Source organism: Kitasatospora sp. NPDC052868 (assembly GCF_044547105.1).
In the GTDB taxonomy this organism is placed as follows: Bacteria; Actinomycetota; Actinomycetes; order Streptomycetales; family Streptomycetaceae; genus Kitasatospora.
In genome coordinates, this window is record NZ_JBITZW010000018.1 from 108,874 (window position 1) to 127,943 (window position 19,070).

A 19,070-nucleotide genomic window follows, 5' to 3' on the forward strand; every position below is an offset into this window, starting at 1 on the left:
CTACTCCAACGGGGCGGGTCGGTCGGCGGTGAGGTGTGCGGTGAGCCAGTCGGCGGTCTCGGGGAGCCAGTCGGCGGTGGCGTTGCCGAGGAGGTGGTTGCCGTGCGGGACGAGGAGGTACTCGGCGTGCGGGGCGTGGCGGGCCAGCGGTTCGCCGTCGGTGGCGCCGGGGATGCCGTCCTCGCCGCCGTCGACGACCAGCAGGGGGCCGGGGATCAGCGGGGCGGTGGCGGTCAGGTCGACCCGGTCGGCGAAGGCGCGGGCCGCGGCGGTGTCGCCGCCGCAGCGCTGGGCGAGGGTGGCGGTGACGAAGGGGACCAGTGCGGGCCAGTCGAGCCGGTAGGGGCCGCTGACGGTCGCGGTGGCGCGGACGCGGGGCTCGTGGGCGGCGGCCATCGCGGCGTAGTAGCCGCCGAGGCTGAGGCCGATCACACCGATGCGGGTGGCGTCGACGTCCTCGCGGGCGGCCAGCGCGTCGATGACCCGGGCGACCACGCGGTGGTAGTCCGGTTCGACCGGTGTGGTGGCGGCGAGGACGCCCTGGCCGGGGCCGTCGATGGCGAGCGCCGCGACCCCGCGGGCGAGCAGTGCCTCGGTGACGCCGTGGAACTCCTCCTTCCCGGAGTCCATGCCGGGGACGACGATCACCACCGCGGGGCGGGCCGCCCCGGCCGGGCGGCGGAGCCAGCCGGCGTAGGTGTCGCCCTCGATCCGTTCGGCCGCCTGGTCCAGCCGGGCCAGCGCGCGGCGCATCGCCTCGTCCGCCTCGGTGGCGGCCTCGGCCGCCGCGGCGCGGTCGGGGTGCGGGATGAGGGCGGCGAAGTGGAACCAGCGGGCGGCCCTGCGGTAGGCCTCGCCGGCGGTCACCGTCCGGCCCTCGGCGTCGGCCAGGTCGGCGGCGGCGAGGTGCCGCCGACCTGCGCGGCGGCAGGCCTCCGGCCAGTCCGTCGCGGAGGCGAGCGGCGCGGTGACCCGGCTGTACTCGTGCGGGTCCAGGCCGGCGCCGGTGGCCCGGGGGCGGGTCTCCTCGACGAAGGCCTGGAGGAATCCGGGGAGGTCGAGGAAGGAGAGGTCGGGCCGGGAGAGGTCGGGCCGGGAGAGGTCAGGCGGGGAGAGGTCGGGCGGGGTGGTCATCGGGGGAGGCCTTCGTCGTGGTGTGCGGACAGGGGTTGCGGACAGCGGTTCAGGAGGGTCGAGGAGCCGGAGGCCACATGCTCACGCGCTCACCGTCAGGACGGCCTTGCCGCGGATCCGGCGCTCCCTCAGGTCGGTGAGGACTGCGGCGGTCTCCGCCCAGGGGGCGATCCGGCCGATCTCCGGGGTCAGCCGCCCCTCCCCCACCAGGCGGACCAGGGTGGCGAGGTCCGCCCCGAAGCCAACCCCGTGGCCAACCCCGTGGCCGGCCCCGTCGCCCGCCCGGCGGCCCGCCTCGGAGTCCGTGTAGTGGAAGTGCCGCAGGGTGGCCGACTCCGGGCCGTTGAAGAAGTCGAAGAAGTCCAGCGTCGCGGGCGTCCGGGAGGCCTGCCCGAACCAGATCAGCGTGCCGCGCCGGGCCAGCCGGGACAGCGCCGCCGGCAGGCCGGCGCCGCCCGTCGACTCCAGCACCAGGTCGTACGGGCCGCGGGCCGCGCCGATCTCGTGGACGACCGCGGCCGCGCCCAGCTCGGTCAGCCGCCGACCGCGCTCCGCCGAGGCGGTGACGGCGGTGACCTCGGCGCCCGCGGCCGCCGCCAGCTCGGTGACGTAGTGGCCGACACCGCCGGAGGCCCCGGTCAGCAGCACCCGTCGGCCGGCCAGCGCGCCGGCCGTCCGCAGCAGCCGCAGCGCGGTGAGCCCGGCCAACGGGAGCGCGGCCGCCCGGACGCTGTCGAGCGAGTCGGGGAGCTCGGCCAGCGAGTCGGTGGGGACGCACACGTACTCGGCCCAGCCCCCGGCCGGCGGGTGACCGACCACCCGCCGGCAGACCGCCGGGCCGGAGCCGTCCGCCGCGGCCTGGACGACCAGTCCGGCGATGTCCTTGCCGGGCCGCCAGCCCGGCTTCGGCGCCTCCAGCTGGAAGGTCTCGCCGCGGTTCACCGAGAACGCCTCGACCTTCACCAGGGCCTCGCCCGGCCCGGGCCGGGGCTGGTCGACCTCCGCGAACCCGACCTCGGCGGGCCCGGCCGCCCCGAACCCGACCGCACCGAACCCGACCGCCGCAGCGGGCCGACCCGTCGGCACCAGCGCCTTCATACCCGCTCCCTGCTCCGTCGTCTGCCGGGGCCCACAAACCCCGCCCGGCGCCCAGCACACCCCGCCCCGCCTGCGGCGGTCCAACAACCCCCGTTCCGCTGCGACAACCGGGGGTTGTCGCCTATGGTGAACGGCCATGGATCTTGATCTCGCCCAGGTCCGGGCCTTCGCCGTGGCCGCCGAGGAGCTGCACTTCGGGCACGCCGCAAGAAGGCTGTCGATCAGCCAGCAGGCGCTGTCCAAGCGGATCGCCCGCCTGGAGGCGGTGCTCGGCGCCCGGCTGCTGGACCGCGACGGTCGCGGCACCGGTCTGACCGAGGCCGGACGCCGCTTCCTGGAGCCGGCCCTGCGGCTGCTCGCCCAGGGCGAGGCCGCGGTGGCGGCGGTGGCCTGCGTGCGGCGCCCGCTGCGCATCGACGTCTGGGGGCACCTGTACGCACCGATGCGGACCGTCGCGCAGGCCGTCGAGGGCGCCCCCGGGCTGGAGGTGGAGCCGGTCCCCGGCCGGGACCTCCCCTCGGTGGCCGCCGCCCTGCTGCGCGGCGGGACGGACGCCGGGTTCGGCCGGGTCCACCCGCTGCCCGGCGGCCTCGGCGAGGGGCTGACCCACCGCCTGGTCCGGCTGGAGCCGGTCGACGCGCTGCTGAGCACCGACCACCCGCTGGCGGACCGCCCGTCGCTGCGCCCGGCGGACCTGCGCGAGGGCGGCGGCGCGCTGCGGTATCCGGCCGCGGTGGACCGGCTGGACTTCCTGACCCGGTTCGCCGACCAGTTCGGGATCGCGGACCGGGTGGGCTCGGTCAACCTGGGGCTGGAGCACTTCGTGGAGCGGGTGCGGGCGGACCAGGGCTGCTTCTCCCTCGTCCCCGCGGACTGCCCGCTGCCGGACCTGCCCGGGGTGCGGACCGTCCCGCTGGTCGGCCCGACCCCGCTCTACGCCTGGTCCCTGCTCTGGCGCGAGGAACCCCCGACAGCGGGCGGCCACCCGCCGACGAACCCCCGCCTGCCCGACGACCACCGCCGGCCCGAGGAGCGCCACCACCCGCTGCTGGACCAGCTGTTGCAGGCCTTCGGCGAGGAGGCCCGGCGCAACCGCTGGCTGGAGTACGACCCGGCGCGCGACTGGCTGCCGGAGGCCGACCAGGCGGCCCTGGAGGCCTGAACCCGAACGCGGCCGTCCGGATGTCGTTCGCGCGCGTCCGGCGCACACGGACTTCTCGTGTGAACACGTCAGTTCCTTTCAGGGGCTGTGCAATGCTCTTCTCATGTCTAGACCAATGCTCGAAGTGATCGCGTTGGACGCGCTGGACGCCCGGGCAGCAGCGCTCGGGGGTGCCGACCGGATCGAACTGGTGCAGGACATGGCGAAGTGGGGGCTGACACCGTCGCCGGAGGCGGTGCGGGAGGTGCGCGCGGCGGTGGACCTGCCGGTCCGGGTCATGCTGCGCGAGGCGGCCGGATTCGCCGCGGGGGACGTGGAGTTGCTCCGGGCGCAGGCCCGCGCGCTGCTCCGGGCGGGCGCCGAGGAGTTCGTCCTCGGCTTCCTCACCCCGGACGGCGCGGTCGACCTGCCCGCCGTCGAGGCCGTCCTGGAGGTGCTGGACGGCCGCCCGTGGACCTTCCACAAGGCCATCGACTTCACCGCCGACCGCACCGCGGCCTGGGCCACCGTCTCCGGCCTGCCCGGACTCGACTCGGTGCTCAGCTCCGGCGGCCCGCAGGGCGTCGAGGAGGGTCTCGCCACCCTGCTCGCCGAGAACCGAAGACTCGGCGCCCAGCGACGAGCGGGCGACGCCCCGAACCCGGGCGAGGGCCCCAGCGCAGGCGACGACCCGAACGCAGGCGACGCCCCGAGAGCCCCCGCCCCCCGCCTGATCGCCGGCGGGACCCTGCGCGAGCCGCACGTCGTACCGCTGCGCGCGGGCGGCCTGGACGCCTTCCACGTCGGCACCCGGGCCCGCCCGCACGGCAGTTGGGACCACCCCGTCGACCAGGCCGCGGTGCGGCACTGGCGGGAGCTGCTGGCGGGCGTGTCGTGAACGATCCGGGGGGACAGCACGCGAAGGACCGGCCGAGGGACCGCCTCTCGGTGACGGTCGTCGCCGAGAGCGAGCTGCACCGGCACGGCATCGCCGGCATGCTCGGCGGGCTACCGCTGGTGGCCGAGGCCTCGACCAGACCACCGGAGCGGATCGGGGCGCCCGCCGAGCTGTGGAGCGCGGACGTGGTCGCGCTGGTCTGCGTCGACGAGGTCGCACCGTGGACCAGGTCGGTGCTGGCCGCCCCGCGCGGCGACGGCCGGCTCCTGGTCCTGCTCGACGCCGCCGCCGCGCGCAGCCCGCACATCTGGGACACCGCCCGGGTGGACGGCTTCCTGCCCCTGGAGCAGGTCACCACCCCGCTGCTGGAGGACTCGCTGCGCCGCCTGGTGCTGCGCCGCGCCCCCGCGCCGGCGAAGGGGCGGCCCGGCCCCAGGGTCCCGTACCAGCGCGGCAGCCTGCCGGGGGTGGCCGGCGGGGCGCTGACCGAACGGGAGCGGCAGACCCTCGGACTGCTGGTGGAGGGCCTGAGCAACAAGGAGATCGCCACCCGGCTCGGCATCTCGGTCCACGGCGCGAAGCGCCATGTGACCATGGTGCTGGCCAAACTCAACTGCCCCAACCGGACGTTGGCGGTGGCGATCGCCCTGCGCTACGGGATCGTGGACCCGGTCGGGGCTCAGGACACCGAGACCGGCCTGCGGGTCGCGACGAACTCCGCGATGTAGTCGCGCAGCGAGATCTTCGGCTCCCAGCCGAGCTCCCTGGAGCGGGAGTTGTCCGCCCGACCACTGGCACGCTCACCCCGGCGGGACGGGATCATGGCGATCTCCCCGCCGAACATCCCTGCCACCTCAACCAGTTGGAACTCCTCTCCCCGGCCCAGCAGGTAACCGTCCCCGGAGCCGCGCTCCGCGCACAGCAACAGGCCCTCGACGATGTCGTCGATGTGGGTGAAGTCGCGGCTCTGGGTGCCCGGTTCGACCACGGTCAGGGGCAGACCGGCCCGGTACTGCTGCTCGAAGATGCCGATCACGGTGGCGTACGAGCCGGTGGCGATCTGGCCGGGCCCGTACACGTTGTAGAAGTACGTGATGACGTGGTCCAGGCCGAACCAGTCCGCGGTGTTGCGGATGTACTCGATGTTCTTGGCCTTGGTCCAGGCGTACGGGTTGAGGTGCTCGTCCCGGCCGTCGTTGCCGAACTTCGAACTGGAGCCCGCGTACACCAGTTTGGCGCCGTGCAGCCGGCAGAACCGGACCACCTCCTTGGTGCCGTGCAGGTTGAACTCCCAGACCCGGTCCGGCTCCTCGAAGGACTGCGGGATCCGCGAGTACTCGCCCAGGTGGTACACCACCGCGGGCGCCGGCAGACCGCGCTCCGACCAGAGGGCGACCACATCGACGGTGTCGCCGTACAGGTAGCGCACCCGGGGGTGGTCGACGTGCCGATCGGCCGAGCCGGTGAAGTAGTTGTCCACCGAGACGATCTCCGCGTGCGGCTCGGCCGCCACCAGGCTGCGGATCAGCCGGCCGCCGACGAAGCCGGCCCCTCCGGTCACCAGGATCAGTTTCTCGGCCACTCAGGCCACCTCCTTCCAGCCGAGGCCGCGGTACGTCCAGCCGGCCGCGCCCCAGGCGCTCCGGTCCAGGCAGTTGCGGCCGTCGATCACGATCCGTCCATTGACCAGGCGCGCCAGCGCGGCCGGGTCGGCCTCCCGGAACTCCTGCCACTCGGTCAGCACGCAGACCAGGTCGGCGCCCGCGCAGGCCTGCTCCAGGCGTTCGGCATGGCCGAGTTCGGGGTGGCTGCGCCGGGCGTTGGCCCCGCCGAGCGGGTCGTACACCCGCACCTGGGCGCCGGCGCCGTGCAGCAGCCGGGCGACCGCCAGCGCCGGGGCGTCCCGGACGTCGTCCGAGTCCGGCTTGAAGGTGGCGCCGAGAACGGCGATCCGGGTACCGGTCAGCTCCGGCCCCGCCGGGCCGGCCACGCAGTCCAACAGCTCCCCCGCCAGCTGCAGAACGCGCTCCCGGCGCCGCTGGTTGATCAGGTCCACCTCGTGCAGGAAGCGCACGGCCGCCCCGGCGCCCAACTGCTCGGCCCGGGACTGCAGGGCCCGGATGTCCTTGGGCAGGCAGCCGCCGCCGAAGCCGACCCCGGCCCGCAGGAAGTGCGGGCCGATCCGCTCGTCGTGGCCGAGCGCCTCGGCCAGCCGGGCGACGTCCGCGCCGGCCGCCTCGCACAGTTCGGCCATCGCGTTGATGAACGAGATCTTGGTGGCGAGGAAGGCGTTGGCGGCCGTCTTGACCAGCTCGGCGGTGGCGAAGTCGGTTTCCAGGACCGGGATTTCGCGCCCCTCGCGGGCGGCCAGCTCGTGCACCCCGCGGTGCACCCGGTCGAGTGTCCGGCGGGCCCATTCGCCGCGCGCGCCGACCACGATCCGGTCCGGGCGCAGCACGTCGTCCACGGCGTGCCCCTCCTGGAGGAACTCCGGGCACCAGGCGACCTCGGCGTCCGCGTCGTCCGGGACGTGCTTGCGCAGCAGCCGCTCGATCCACTCCGCAGTGCCCACCGGGACGGTCGACTTGCCGACCAGCAGCGTCCGCCCGTGCAGGTGCGGGGCGAGGGCCTGGACGGCGGCGGCGACCTGGCCGAGGTCGGCGCCGCCGTCGGGGCGCTGCGGGGTGCCGACGCAGAGGAAGTGCACGTCGGCCCCGGCCGCGGCGACCGCCGGGTCGGTGGTGAACCGCAGCCGCCCGGAGTCCAGCCCGCGCCGGACGAGTTCGGCGAGACCCGGTTCGTGGAACGGCAGTTGGCCGGCGGCGAGCGCGGCGACCTTCACCGGGTCGACGTCCAGGCCGATCACCTGGTGGCCGAGTTCGGCGTAGCAGGCCGCGTAGGTGGTGCCGAGGTAGCCGGTGCCGAGGAAGGACAGCCTCGGCGGCTCCCGGTCGGCGGCCGCCGCCGGGCCCGGCACGCCGGACTCCGATACCGGGGACTCCGGTCCCCGGGCCCCCGGTACACGGGCGTCCGGTCCACCGGGCACCGACGGTTCGGGCGTCCGGGGACGGGACGCCGTTGTCTCAGGCGGTGACATCTCTTCTCTCCTCACTGCTGCTCTCCCCCGGCCCACGGCATCGGTGGCACGGGCGCGAAGGTGGTGGTGGGTCTGATGACGGCTCCCGGGCCCGCCGCGGAGATCGCCAGGGTGAGCTCCAGGACGTGCAGGGCGTGGTCCAGCGGCAGCCGGGAGGGCCGACCGCCCTCGGCCGCGGCGGCGAGTTCGGCGACGCCGCGGGCGAAGTCCATGTCGTGCGTGCCGGGGTAGCGGTGCGGCCGCTCCGGGCCGGGCACCGGCGGGACCGGCCGCGGTTCGCCGTCCGGGTGCCGGCTCACGGTGACGGGTGAGTCGTACTGCCAGGAGTCGGCGACGTGCAGGACGCCCTCGTCGCCGATCACCCGCAGCGAGTAGTCCTTGGGCGCGTGGATGCTGGTGGTCAGCCGGGCGGTGACGCCCTGCTCGAAGCCCAGCACGGCCAGCGAGAAGTCCGGCGCGAGCACGGTGCCCGCCGGGACGTGCGGGTTGGGCGCCACCAGGGCGGAGTAGGCGACCAGTTCGCGGACCGGGCCGAAGAACGCGGTCAGCCAGGTCAGCCAGTACCCGGCGTGCTCGACGGTGCAGCCGGTCTCGAACTCGTCCTGGTACGGCCAGGGCGCCCCGGACGGGCTGATCCACTCGTGGAACGGCATCCGCAGGATCGGGCCGTCGTCCAGTTCGGCGTAGACCAGCCGGGGGGTGCCGATCCGGCCCTCGCGCAGCGCCCGCCAGGCGGTCTGGGCGGCGCCGCCGAGCAGTCCGCAGGGTGCGGAGGCGAGTTGGAGGCCTCGCTCGGCGGCGAGCGCGGCCAGCTCGCGGGCCCGGTCGAGGTCGGTCGCCAGCGGCTTCTCGACGTAGACGTGCTTGCCGGCCAGCAGGGCGGCCCGGGTGACCTCGTAGTGGCTCTCCGGGTTGGTCAGGTTGACCACGGCCCGGACGGCGGGGTCGGCGAGCAGCTCGGCGGCCGTCCGGTAGCCGGGGACGCCGTGGCAGGCGGTGAAGGCGGCGGTCCGGGCCGGGTCGCGGTCGTACACCCCGGTCAGCCGCAGGGACGGGTGGTTGGGCAGGGTCGCCGCGTACAGGTCGGCGACGTAGCCGCAGCCGATGACGGCGATGCCGAAGGGGACCATGGCGTTCACGGCCTCTCGTGGCTCTCGAAGCGGCAGAGCACGGCGGTGGCGTCGTCCTGGTGCTTGCCGGGGTAGCGGCCGGGGGCGGTGCGCAGCTCGGCGGCGCGGACCCGCTCGACCAGCTGCACCGGGCCCTCCCGCTCCAGCAGCTCCAGCAGGTCGGGCCAGCCGCAGCCGTACCGTTCGGCCAGCCGGGCGGCGCCGTCGGTGAGCAGCGCGGCGGTGCCGAGCCCGGCCACCGGGAGGCTGCCGGCCAGGGCGTGCCGGGCGGCCTCCGGCCTGGGGCCGGCCACCCAGAAGCCGCCGGGCCGGTTGCGGTGGCGGCGCAGCTCCGCCCAGGGCAGGTGGATCAGGCGTTCCAGGCGGTCGTCGGTGACGACCTGGACGGCCCCGGAGCGGTCCCGCAGCGCCACGGTGGAGTCGCCGAGGACGAGGTGCTCGACGGTGTCCCCTGCGAGCCTCAGCAGGGCGAGGGTGGCGGTGGGGCTGCACGGGTTGTCCAGGTCGCAGGTGCGGCCGTGGTCGGCGGCCAGCTCGGACAGCGCGTCGTGGAGCAGTTCGCGCAGCGGTACCCGGGCCTCGGGGTCGTGCAGCAGGGCGCGGGCGAGGCGGGTGCCGACCTCGGCGACCAGCCAGCGGACGTCGTGGCCGCAGCCGGTGCTGGCGCCGGGTTCGGCGGTCGCGCCGTCCAGGACGAGGGCGAACTGCGGTCCGGTCAGCGCCAGGTCCTCGTTGGCCCCGCCGGGGGTGGCGATGCTGGCGGCCTCGGTGGAGAGCGGGGTGGTGGTCACTCGGCGCCCCCGGCGGGGCGCGGCTCGGCCTCGTAGGCCAGCCACTGGGACCAGGCGCGCAGGCCGTCGACCAGCCGGGTGCTCGGCTGCCAGCCGAGCACCGCCGCGGCGGCCTCGGTCGAGCGGACCGGGTCCTCCTCGACCTGCCTGTCGGCGGCGTCCTGACCGCCGGGCGGGGCCGCCTCCACGGGCACCGGTCGGACGGCCGCGGAGGCGGCCTCGGCGAGCTCGACGGCGTTCAGCGCCCGCGTCCCGCAGACGTCCAACAGCCCCGGCAGAGCGGCCTCAGGCGCCCCCGCCAAAGCGTCCAACGCCCCCGGCACGGCGGGCAGCCGCAGCGCGCGGTCCACCGCCTCGGCGAGGTCGTCCACGAAGACCGGCTGCCAGCGCCGCCCCGGCCGGGCGTCCGGGCGGATCGGCCGGGCGAGCAACGACTGGCGCACGGCCTGCTCCAGCACCGAGCCGTCCTGGATGCCGGGCCCGTAGACCAGACCGGGCCTCAGCACGGTCGTCCCCGCGAGTACGGTCGTCCCCGCGACCTCGGCCGGGCCGACCAGCACCGATCCGGCGACACCGGCCGCGGCCGCGGCGTCCGCCGTGGCCCGGACGCCCGCCGCGAGCGCACCCTCATCAAGCGAGGCCGCCGCGAACCCCGCCGACCCACCGCCCGCCACCTGCAGCAGGGCCGTGGCCCCCGCGAGGCCCGTTCCGGGCTCGGCCGCCGTCACCCCCGGGTAGTCGGACACGTCCGGGTGGTCGGACCGGTCCGCACCCCACAGCGTGACGTCCCAGTCCCCGTCCGCGAGGATCCGGGCCAGCGCCCCGGCCAACTCCCGCCCGTCCTGGCCACCTTGGCCGGTGATCACGACCCGCCGGTCCCGGGCCGGCCGCACCGGCCCGCCGCCGCCCGCGTCCGGCGCGCACTCGGCGCCGACCGCCAGCCCCTCGGCATAGGCGCTCCGGGCCAGTTCCAGCAGCCCCGGCCGCAGCCGCGCCAGCCCGTCGTCGCCGAACCGGGTGCAGAGCCCCCCGGCACCGACCGTCGCGAGCGCCGACTCGGCGAGCTCCCCGTCCGGTTCGGCGGCGGCCCGGCGGCGGGTGGCGGTGACCACCCCCATCAGCAGGGCGGTCTGCCAGTGCGCCTCCACCGTGGGCCGGTCGAGCTCGGCGAGCAGCCGGGCGGTGTGCGGCGTCGGCGCGGCGATCGACTCGCCGAGCCGCTTGCGCGACTCCTCCGGGTCGAGCCCGATCCGCCGCAGGTAGCGGTGCGCCTCGATGCTGGCCCACCGGCCGCCCGCCAGCCGGGTGGCGACCTGCGCCCGGCCGTACTTGAAGAACGGAATCGCGTCCAACTCCGCGAGACCGCCGTCGAGTTCCCAGTCGGCTCCGGCGGCCAGGGCGGCGAAGCAGGCCGAACGGCGCGGCCCGTGGCCGCCGTTGGCGTGCATGCTCGGCACGTCGGCGTGGTCGGCCAGGTTGGGCGCGGCCAGATAGGTCGGCACCCCGGCCGCGCGCAGGTAGCGGCTCATCACCACGTCGTCGGCCCAGGTCGCGCCGAACTCCCGGGCGTAGTCGGCGAATCCGGCGGCGACCGCCGCGGGCAGCAGCAGCACCACGGTCGGGGTGTACTCCGCGGTGGCCGGCGCCCAGCGGTGGCCGGACAGCACCGCCAGCCGGACGGCGGCGGCGTTGCGGGACTGCCAGTGGGTGTAGAAGGCGAGCGCGGCGCCGGGCACCGCCTGCGCCGCGGCCCGGACGTGGTCGAAGAAACCGGGGGTGAGCACGGCATCGTCCTGGAGCACCAGCCGGTGGGTGGCCCCGGCCGGCACCGAGGACCAGGCCCGGACAGCCGTGCGCAGCCCGGTCGGCGGGCCGTCCGGCTCCGGATCGAGCACCAGCTCCAGCTCCTCCGGCCGGCAGCGCCCGATCAGCTCCCGCGCCAGGTCGGCACGGCGCGGATGCGTCATCACCGCCCCGCTCACCCGCACCGAGTCCAGCCGTGCCGCGTCCATTCGGGCTCCCCTCCGCCAGTACCTGCCGCTCGGTCAGGAGGGCGATGCTGACACGGTGGAAGCGGGCCGCGGCACGGCCGAAGCGGCGGTCGGCCGGGGTACCCGGTCGGGTACCACAGGCGTGTACAGACAGCCCCTACCGGCGCCGGTTAGCTTCGGCCAATGCCTCGACTGACCAGGGACGCCACCACGTGGCTGCTCTACGCCCAGATCGCCGCGTACGGGTACTTCGTCTTCGGATTCGGCCCGCTCGTACCGCTGTTGCGCGACGAGCAGCACACCAGCCGCTTTGTCGCCAGCCTGCACGGCACGGCGTTCTCGGTGGCGATGCTGCTCTGCGCGCCGCTGTTCCCGCCGCTCGTCGCCCGGTTCGGCCGCGGCCGCACGCTGTGGGGGGCGATGGGCGGGGTGGCCGTCGGCTCGCTCTGCCTGGCGCTCGCCCACGGCACCGCCCAGACGCTCGGCGCGACCCTGGTGACGGCCTTCTTCGGCTGCCTCACCCTGACCGCGATCTGGCCCTCGCTGAGCGATCACCACGGCGCGGCGGGACCGGCCGCGATCAGCGAGGCCAACGCCGCGATGTCCGGCATGGGCCTGCTGGCACCCCTGGTCATCGGCGCCTCGGTGAACGCGGACCTCGGCTGGCGGCCGGGCATCGCGCTGACCGCCGTCCTGGTCGGCGCCGTGTTCCTGCTCGGCCGCCTGCTGAGCGCGGCGCTGCCCTCGGCGCCCGCGCCGGCCGACGCCCCGAGCGGCCCGGCCGACGCCGAGGAGCGGGCACCGGCCGGCCGCAGCCCCCGGCTCTTCCTCGCCGCCCTCGGGGTGATCGTCGCCGTGGCCGGGGTGGAGGTCTGCCTCACCCAGTGGCAGTCCGACTATCTGCGCGAACACGCCGGGGTGAGCGCCGCCGGGGCCACCGCGGCGGGCTCGGCGCTCGTGGTCGGCATCTTCGTCGGCCGGCTGTTCGGCGCCCGCTTCACCCTGCGGTTCCCGGCGCCCACCGTCCTGTTGGGCTCGCTGGGCGTCTCGGCGGTCGGCTTCGCGCTGTTCTGGGCCTCGACGAACCCCGCCATCGCGGTGACCGGCCTGGTGGTCTGCGGCCTCGGCATGGCGCTGCAGTTCCCGCTGGCCATCGTGCTGGTGCTGGCCACCGCCACCAACGGCGTCGACGCCGCGTCCTCCCGGATGGGCTACGCCTCCGGGACGGCCTTCGGGGTGGCCCCGATGCTGCTGGCCGCCGTCTCCGACCGGGTCAACCCCGGCGTGGGCTACCTGCTGATCCCGCTGCTGCTCGCCCTGGCGGCCGTCCTGACCGCCGCCATCCGCCGGGCCGAACCGCCCGCCACCGACGCCGCCGCCGCCAAGACCGTCACCGAGACCGCCACCAAGCCTGCCGCCAAGCCCGGGTCCGCCCCGGAGCCGGCCACGGACCCGACCCCGGAGCTGCAGTCATGACCGACCCGGCCGCAACCTCGACCACCACTCAGCCCGCCGAGCCTGCCAAGCCCACCGAGCCCGGCCTGCCCGGCCTGCTGGGCGCCCACCACGCCGCCTACACGGTGCCCGACCTGGACCAGGCCGTCGCCTTCTTCACCGCGGTGATCGGCGGCGAGGAGGTCTACCGGGCCGGACCGGTGGAGGACCAGGAGGGGGACTGGATGGCCCGGCACCTCGGCGTCCACCCGCGGGCCACCGCCGAGGTGGCGGTGGTCCGCCTCCCCGACGGCCTGGAGCTGGAGCTGTTCGAGTACCGGGCCCCCGACCAGCGCCGCGTCCTGCCGGCCAACAGCGACTGGGGCGGCCACCACCTGGCCCTGCGGGTCGCCGACGTGGACGCGGCCGCCGGACACCTGCGGGCGCTCGGCGTCCGGGTCCTCGGCGAACCCCAGACCATCGGCCCCGGCCACCCCGTCGCCGGCACCCGCTGGGTCTACTTCCTCGCCCCGTGGGGCATGCAGCTGGAGCTCTACGCCCCGCCCGCGCCGTGACCACCGGCCGGTTGCGCACCGTCACGGACGCGGTGCCGACCCGCTGCGCGACACGGCGCCGACGACCGGGGAGGCTCAGCCCAGCCAGCCGGTGTCGGTGGCCAGCAGCGCGCCGTCCGCGCCGTAGACCCTGATCTTCCCACCGGGCCGGTCGGCCTGGCGTGGGATCGCGGCCCAGCGGACCGGCGAATCCCCGACGGTGACCAGCGGCGGCTCGAAGGTGGTGCCGTCCGGCCAGGACGCGACCAGCCTGGCGGTGCTCGCGCGCACCTTCACCAGCACCACGTCCGGCGCACCGAGCATCGGCCCGTCCGTCCCGCCCTTGTTCCGGGGGCCGATCGCGGAGCCCGTCAGGGTGCCGTACCGGTCGGCGACGGCGCCGAGCTGCCCCTGCGGGGAGGGCGTGGTGTGGGTCGCGTCGACGGGCAGCCGGCGGCCGTCCAGCGTGAGATAGAGGTTCACCACGTCCTCACCCTCCTGCCAGTACTGCCGCACGAAGTCCTGGGTGGGCTCGGGCAGGTCCGAGCCGGCCGCGTGCTGGTCCTGCCAGATCAGCTGCGCCTGCCGCAGCGCCTGCTCCTTCGCCGCGGCGGGCCAGAGCGCCGCCCAGGCCGTCCACGCCCGCCCGTTCGAACTGCCCTGGGCGAGCGCGACCCGGACCGGGGTGAACGGGTCCCGGGCGGCCGCCGTCACGGTGGCCGTGGCGGTCGGACCGGCCCCCGGCGCCACCCCGGACGGCGCACCCGCCGCCGTCACCGCGGTGACCCGCCCGGACCCGTTCGGACCGAGCGCGGCCACGCCGCCGGCCACCGCCACCACGGCCAGCGCCAGCGCGCCCACCGCGGCCGACCGGCGCCGCAGCCGCCGACGACGGCCCCCCGCCACCACCCGGTCGTAGGGCACCGGCCCGATCTCCAGCCCCTCCGCCAACCCGGTCAGCCCCCGGGCCACCGCCTCGTCGCCGTCCGCCGCGCCGTATCCGCCCTGCTCGGTCATGCCGTGCCTCCGATCGTCGTCATCCTGGTGGTCCCGGTGATCCCGGTGATCCCGGTGAGCGAGGTGGCGGAACGGAGCTTGGCGATCCCCTTGGAGGCCTGGCTCTTCACCGTCCCGACCGAGCAGCCCATGGCGGCCGCCACCTGGCTCTCGCTGAGGTCCTCCCAGTACCGCAGCACCACCGCCTGCCGCTGCCGCGCGGGCAGCGAGGCGAGCGCGGCCAGCAGCGCCGCCCGGTCGTCCAGCGCCCCGAACCCGTCCGGTCCGGCCTGCTCCGGCACCGCCGTGACCAGCTGTTCCGGTGCGCGGCGGCGGAACCGCCGGGCGTGTTCGTTGACCACGATCCGGCGCACGTAGGCGTGCGGATCATCGGCCCGGCGGACCCGTCCCCAGGCCGCGTAGGCCCGTTCCAGGGCCTGCTGGACCAGGTCCTCCGCCGAGTACCGGTCCCCCGCCAGCAGGTAGGCCGTGCGCAGCAGCCGTGGCCACGCGGTGCCGGTGAACGCGCGAAACTCCTCGTCCCGCTCGGTCTTCTGGGCTCCCATGAGCACCTCCTCTCCCCCTCAGAGCCCAGCGGCCCGCCGAACCGTTGCCCCGCCGGACGACAGGCCCCCGGACGGCGTTCGCACATCCCCTCCCCCGGCTGTGACACTGGAGGGGCTCAAAAACCGAGGTGCACACCACCCCACCTCCTTGCGAACCTAGAGGGATGCCCGCAGTGAGTTCTCCCGCAGTCCAGTCCGCCGACGCCACCGGCAAGGACCCGGCCCAGGGTCCCGGCATCGGCGAGCTGGCCGCCCGCCTGCCCGAGCTGACCCTGCGCGACCAGGTCCGGATCGGCCGCCGGCTGGAGGGGGCCCGCCGGGTCCGCAAGCCCGAGGCCTGGCAGAAGGTCGCCACCGAGATCGCCGCCGACATCGAGCGCGCCGAGCTGTTGGTCGAGCAGCGCCGGGCCGCCGTCCCCGCGATCACCTATCCCGCCGAGCTGCCGGTCAGCCAGAAGAAGGACGACATCCTCGCCGCCATCCGCGACCACCAGGTGGTGATCGTGGCGGGCGAGACCGGCTCCGGCAAGACCACCCAGATCCCGAAGATCTGTCTGGAGCTCGGCCGCGGCATCCGCGGCCTGGTCGGCCACACCCAGCCCCGCCGGATCGCCGCCCGCACCGTCGCCGAGCGCGTCGCCGAGGAGATGAACACCCCGCTCGGCGAGGCCGTCGGCTGGAAGGTCCGGTTCACCGACCAGGTCGGCCCGGACACCCTGGTCAAGCTGATGACGGACGGCATCCTGCTCGCCGAGATCCAGACCGACCGCGAGCTGCGCCAGTACGACACCCTGATCATCGACGAGGCGCACGAGCGCAGCCTCAACATCGACTTCATCCTCGGCTACGTCAAGCAGCTGCTGCCCCGCCGCCCGGACCTCAAGGTCGTCATCACCTCGGCGACCATCGACCCCGAGCGCTTCGCCCGCCACTTCGGCGACGCCCCGATCATCGAGGTCTCCGGCCGCACCTACCCGGTCGAGGTCCGCTACCGCCCGATCGTCGACGACGCCGAGGACGAGGAGTCCACGGACGTCGACCGGGACCGCGACCAGATCCAGGCGATCTGCGACGCCGCCGAGGAGCTGCAGGCCGAGGGCCCCGGCGACATCCTGGTGTTCCTCTCCGGCGAGCGCGAGATCCGCGACACCGCCGACGCGCTCGACAAGCTGAAACTGAAGTTCACCGAGGTCCTCCCGCTCTACGCCCGGCTCTCCTCCGCCGAGCAGCACAAGGTCTTCCAGCGCTCCGGCAGCCGCCGGATCGTGCTGGCCACCAACGTCGCCGAGACCTCCCTGACCGTCCCCGGCATCAAGTACGTGATCGACCCGGGCACCGCCCGGATCTCCCGCTACAGCCACCGCACCAAGGTCCAGCGCCTCCCGATCGAGGCGATCAGCCAGGCCAGCGCCAACCAGCGCAAGGGCCGCTGCGGCCGCACCTCGGACGGCATCTGCATCCGGCTGTACTCGGAGGAGGACTTCCTCTCCCGCCCCGAGTTCACCGACGCCGAGATCCTGCGCACCAACCTGGCCTCGGTCATCCTCCAGATGACCGCCGCCGGGCTCGGCGACATCGCCGCCTTCCCGTTCCTGGACCCGCCGGACTCCCGCAACATCAAGGACGGTGTCAGCCTGCTCCACGAGCTCGGGGCCCTCGACCCCGACGAGAAGGACGTCCGCAAGCGCCTCACCCCGCTCGGCCGCCAGCTGGCCCAGCTCCCGGTGGACCCCCGGATGGCCCGGATGGTCCTGGAGGCCGACCGCAACGGCTGCGTCCGCGACGTCATGGTGATCGCCGCCGCGCTGTCCATCCAGGACCCGCGCGAGCGCCCCACCGAGAAGCGCCAGGCCGCCGACGACCGGCACCGCCGCTTCCAGTCGGAGACCTCCGACTTCCTCTCCTACCTCGCCATGTGGCGCTACGTCAGGGAGCAGCAGAAGGAGCTCTCCTCCTCGGCGTTCCGCCGGATGTGCAAGGCCGAGTTCCTGAACTACCTGCGGATACGGGAGTGGCAGGACATCTACTCCCAGCTGCGCACGGTGGCCAAGCAGCTCGGGGTCACCATCGAGGAGCCGCACCCGGACGCGGAGCCGGACGCGGACCGGATCCACCAGTCGCTGCTGGCCGGCCTGCTCTCGCACATCGGCCTGTTCGACGTGGAGAAGCGCGAGTACGGCGGTGCGCGCGGCGCCCGCTTCGCCGTCTTCCCCGGCTCGGGCCTGTTCAAGAAGCCCCCGCGTTGGGTGATGTCCGCCGAGCTGGTGGAGACCTCCCGGCTCTGGGCCCGGATCAACGCCAAGATCGAGCCCGAGTGGGTCGAGCCGCTGGCCGGCCACCTGATCAAGCGCAGCTACAGCGAGCCGCACTGGGAGAAGAAGGCCGGCGCGGTGCTGGCCTACGAGAAGGTCACCCTCTACGGGATGCCGATCGTCGCCCAGCGCAAGATCAACTACGGCCGGATCGACCAGGAGCTCTGCCGCGAGCTGTTCATCCGCAACGCGCTGGTCGAGGGCGACTGGGAGACCCACCACCGCTTCTTCGCCGAGAACCGCAAGCTGCTCTCCGAGGTGGAGGAGCTGGAGAACCGGGCCCGGCGCCGCGACATCCTGGTCGACGACCAGACCCTGTTCGACTTCTACGACTCCCGGCTGCCCGAGGAGATCGTCTCCACCCGGCACTTCGACTCCTGGTGGAAGAAGGCCCGGCACGACCAGCCGGACCTGCTGAACTTCGAGAAGTCGATGCTGATCAACGACTCGGCGGACGGCGTCACCGAGGCGGACTACCCGGACTACTGGCAGCAGGGCAAGCTCCGCTTCAAGCTCACGTACCAGTTCGAACCGGGCAGCGACGCGGACGGCGTGACCGTCCACATCCCGCTCCCGGTCCTCAACCAGGTCACCGCCGAGGGCTTCGACTGGCAGATCCCGGGCCTGCGCGAGGAGCTGGTCACCGCCTACATCCGGGCCCTGCCCAAGGCGATCCGGCGCAACTTCGTCCCGGCCCCGGACTTCGCCCGGGCCGCGCTGCGCCAGGTGAAGGACCGCCAGGAGCCCCTGCTGCCGACCCTGGAGCACATCCTCAAGCGGATGACGGCGATCACCATCCCGCCGGAGGCCTGGGACGACGAGCGGGTACCGGACCACCTGCGGGTGACGTTCCGGGTGGTCGACGGACGCAAGAAGCTCGCCGAGTCCAAGGACCTGGAGGACCTCCGGCTCCAGTTGAAGCCCAAGCTGAAGGAGACGCTCTCCTCGGCGGCCTCCGGCCAGGGCATCGAGCAGTCCGGGCTGACCGCCTGGCCGGCCGGCCTGCCGGTGCTCCAGCGCACCTTCGAGCAGCGCTCGCGGGGCCACTCGCTGCGCGCCTACCCGGCGCTGGTGGACGAGCGGGAGTCGGTGGGCATCCGGCTGTTCGACACCCCGCAGGCGCAGGCCCAGGCGATGTGGGAGGGCACCCGGCGGCTGCTGATGCTGAGCACCAACTCGCCGGCCAAGTCGATCCAGGGCCGACTGGGCAACCAGGCCAAGCTGGCGCTCTCCTACAACCCGCACGGCTCGATCCCGGCCCTGTTCGAGGACGTGGTGGCCTGCGCCACCGACCGGCTGATGGCCTCGGCCGGCGGGCCCGCCTGGGACGAGGCGGCCTTCGGCAAGCTGCACGACAAGGTCCGGGCCGATCTGTACGAGCTCTCGGCGGACACCACGCTGAAGACGGCGACGGCTCTGATCGCCTTCCACAAGGCCTCGACCCGGCTCAAGGCGGTGAGCAGCCCGGTGCTGCTGAACGCCGTGAACGACATCCGGCTGCACCTGGCCTCGCTGGTGCACCCGGGCTTCGTCACCGAGAGCGGCTGGCAGCGGCTGCCGGACCTGAAGCGCTACCTGCTGGCGGTGGACCGCCGGCTGGAGGCGCTGCCGAACCACCCGCAGCGCGACACCCAGCAGCTGCTGAAGGTCCAGCAGGTCCAGCAGGCGTACGGCGAGCTGCTGGCGGAGGTGCCGGCCGGTCGGCAGCCCTCCCCGGAGGTCCTGGCGATCCGCTGGATGATCGAGGAGTTGCGGGTCAGCTTCTTCGCCCAGGGGCTGGGCACGCCGACCCCGGTCTCCGAGAAGCGGATCATGAAGGCGATGGAAGCGGCCCGGGCCGCGCTCTGAGCTGCGCGGGCGGTGCACGGGGCCCTCAGGAGCCGGTTCGACCTGGGGGCCCACCATGGGCTACGATCTGTCTTGTTCGC

General features: G+C 74.7%; 15 protein-coding genes. 6 read left to right on the forward strand and 9 right to left on the reverse strand.

Annotated elements, in window-relative coordinates:
- Together ACIGZJ_RS26735 and ACIGZJ_RS26740 are read right to left on the reverse strand one after the other, a co-directional pair.
- The gene (locus ACIGZJ_RS26735) at positions 1 to 1,134 is read right to left on the reverse strand and encodes an alpha/beta hydrolase family protein (RefSeq protein ID WP_396459604.1); all 1,134 of its coding nucleotides are present in this window, start codon (positions 1,132 to 1,134) and stop codon (positions 1 to 3) included.
- 81 nt (positions 1,135 to 1,215) lie between these two features.
- Positions 1,216 to 2,232 (reverse strand): zinc-binding dehydrogenase, encoded by a 1,017-nt coding sequence (locus tag ACIGZJ_RS26740; protein WP_396459605.1) that lies wholly within the window; start codon positions 2,230 to 2,232, stop codon positions 1,216 to 1,218.
- Positions 2,233 to 2,368: 136 nt separating this feature from the next.
- On the opposite strand from ACIGZJ_RS26740, the gene ACIGZJ_RS26745 reads away from it, so the two are divergent.
- From ACIGZJ_RS26745 to ACIGZJ_RS26755, 3 genes are all read left to right on the forward strand, one after another.
- On the forward strand, positions 2,369 to 3,394 hold the full coding sequence (locus ACIGZJ_RS26745) for a LysR family transcriptional regulator (RefSeq protein WP_396459606.1): 1,026 nt from the start codon (positions 2,369 to 2,371) through the stop codon (positions 3,392 to 3,394).
- A 103-nt stretch (positions 3,395 to 3,497) separates the two neighbouring features.
- Entirely contained in the window at positions 3,498 to 4,271 is a 774-nt protein-coding gene (locus ACIGZJ_RS26750; RefSeq protein ID WP_396459607.1) for a copper homeostasis protein CutC, read from the forward strand.
- Positions 4,272 to 4,321: 50 nt separating this feature from the next.
- A complete protein-coding gene (locus ACIGZJ_RS26755; RefSeq protein ID WP_396459608.1) occupies positions 4,322 to 4,999 on the forward strand; it encodes a response regulator transcription factor in 678 nt (225 codons plus the stop codon).
- Here the strand turns inward: ACIGZJ_RS26755 and ACIGZJ_RS26760 are convergent.
- The 5 genes from ACIGZJ_RS26760 to ACIGZJ_RS26780 form a co-directional block, all read right to left on the reverse strand.
- Positions 4,951 to 5,853, reverse strand: coding sequence for an NAD-dependent epimerase/dehydratase family protein (locus tag ACIGZJ_RS26760; protein ID WP_396459609.1), 903 nt, complete (start codon positions 5,851 to 5,853; stop codon positions 4,951 to 4,953). The genes ACIGZJ_RS26755 and ACIGZJ_RS26760 overlap by 49 nt on opposite strands.
- Complete coding sequence (locus ACIGZJ_RS26765) at positions 5,854 to 7,248, reverse strand: UDP-glucose dehydrogenase family protein (protein ID WP_396459610.1); 1,395 nt, start codon at positions 7,246 to 7,248, stop codon at positions 5,854 to 5,856.
- Positions 7,249 to 7,379: 131 nt separating this feature from the next.
- Positions 7,380 to 8,498 (reverse strand): Gfo/Idh/MocA family protein, encoded by a 1,119-nt coding sequence (locus tag ACIGZJ_RS26770; protein ID WP_396459642.1) that lies wholly within the window; start codon positions 8,496 to 8,498, stop codon positions 7,380 to 7,382.
- A 5-nt stretch (positions 8,499 to 8,503) separates the two neighbouring features.
- Entirely contained in the window at positions 8,504 to 9,289 is a 786-nt protein-coding gene (locus ACIGZJ_RS26775) for a protein phosphatase 2C domain-containing protein (RefSeq protein ID WP_396459611.1), read from the reverse strand.
- Entirely contained in the window at positions 9,286 to 11,301 is a 2,016-nt protein-coding gene (locus ACIGZJ_RS26780; RefSeq protein ID WP_396459612.1) for an NAD-dependent epimerase/dehydratase family protein, read from the reverse strand. The genes ACIGZJ_RS26775 and ACIGZJ_RS26780 overlap by 4 nt, the downstream gene beginning before the upstream one ends.
- 162 nt (positions 11,302 to 11,463) lie before the next feature.
- Here ACIGZJ_RS26780 and ACIGZJ_RS26785 point away from each other — a divergent pair, with 162 nt between their 5' ends.
- Positions 11,464 to 12,756, forward strand: a complete 1,293-nt coding sequence (locus ACIGZJ_RS26785) for an MFS transporter (RefSeq protein WP_396459613.1) — start codon at positions 11,464 to 11,466, stop codon at positions 12,754 to 12,756.
- Complete coding sequence (locus ACIGZJ_RS26790; RefSeq protein WP_396459614.1) at positions 12,753 to 13,289, forward strand: VOC family protein; 537 nt, start codon at positions 12,753 to 12,755, stop codon at positions 13,287 to 13,289. Before ACIGZJ_RS26785 ends, ACIGZJ_RS26790 begins: the two co-directional genes overlap by 4 nt.
- Before the next feature lie 75 nt (positions 13,290 to 13,364).
- Here ACIGZJ_RS26790 and ACIGZJ_RS26795 read toward each other — a convergent pair whose 3' ends face one another.
- Both ACIGZJ_RS26795 and ACIGZJ_RS26800 read right to left on the reverse strand, forming a co-directional pair.
- Entirely contained in the window at positions 13,365 to 14,285 is a 921-nt protein-coding gene (locus tag ACIGZJ_RS26795; RefSeq protein ID WP_396459615.1) for a hypothetical protein, read from the reverse strand.
- Entirely contained in the window at positions 14,282 to 14,830 is a 549-nt protein-coding gene (locus ACIGZJ_RS26800) for a SigE family RNA polymerase sigma factor (protein WP_396459616.1), read from the reverse strand. The genes ACIGZJ_RS26795 and ACIGZJ_RS26800 overlap by 4 nt, the downstream gene beginning before the upstream one ends.
- Before the next feature lie 164 nt (positions 14,831 to 14,994).
- Between ACIGZJ_RS26800 and hrpA the strand changes: the two genes are divergently transcribed.
- Entirely contained in the window at positions 14,995 to 18,990 is a 3,996-nt protein-coding gene (gene hrpA / locus ACIGZJ_RS26805; RefSeq protein WP_396459617.1) for an ATP-dependent RNA helicase HrpA, read from the forward strand.
- Positions 18,991 to 19,070: the final 80 nt, after the last annotated feature.

Excerpts from the sequence above, each read along its gene's own strand:
- ACIGZJ_RS26800 (WP_396459616.1), bottom strand. The coding sequence starts at position 14,830 with ATGGGAGCCCAGAAGACCGAGCGGGACGAGGAGTTTCGCGCGTTCACC.
- ACIGZJ_RS26790 (WP_396459614.1), top strand. The coding sequence starts at position 12,753 with ATGACCGACCCGGCCGCAACCTCGACCACCACTCAGCCCGCCGAGCCT.
- ACIGZJ_RS26785 (WP_396459613.1), top strand. The coding sequence starts at position 11,464 with ATGCCTCGACTGACCAGGGACGCCACCACGTGGCTGCTCTACGCCCAG.
- ACIGZJ_RS26740 (WP_396459605.1), bottom strand. The coding sequence starts at position 2,232 with ATGAAGGCGCTGGTGCCGACGGGTCGGCCCGCTGCGGCGGTCGGGTTC.
- ACIGZJ_RS26780 (WP_396459612.1), bottom strand. The coding sequence starts at position 11,301 with ATGGACGCGGCACGGCTGGACTCGGTGCGGGTGAGCGGGGCGGTGATG.
- ACIGZJ_RS26745 (WP_396459606.1), top strand. The coding sequence starts at position 2,369 with ATGGATCTTGATCTCGCCCAGGTCCGGGCCTTCGCCGTGGCCGCCGAG.
- ACIGZJ_RS26750 (WP_396459607.1), top strand. The coding sequence starts at position 3,498 with ATGTCTAGACCAATGCTCGAAGTGATCGCGTTGGACGCGCTGGACGCC.
- hrpA (WP_396459617.1), top strand. The coding sequence starts at position 14,995 with ATGCCCGCAGTGAGTTCTCCCGCAGTCCAGTCCGCCGACGCCACCGGC.
- ACIGZJ_RS26770 (WP_396459642.1), bottom strand. The coding sequence starts at position 8,498 with ATGGTCCCCTTCGGCATCGCCGTCATCGGCTGCGGCTACGTCGCCGAC.
- ACIGZJ_RS26795 (WP_396459615.1), bottom strand. The coding sequence starts at position 14,285 with ATGACCGAGCAGGGCGGATACGGCGCGGCGGACGGCGACGAGGCGGTG.
- ACIGZJ_RS26735 (WP_396459604.1), bottom strand. The coding sequence starts at position 1,134 with ATGACCACCCCGCCCGACCTCTCCCCGCCTGACCTCTCCCGGCCCGAC.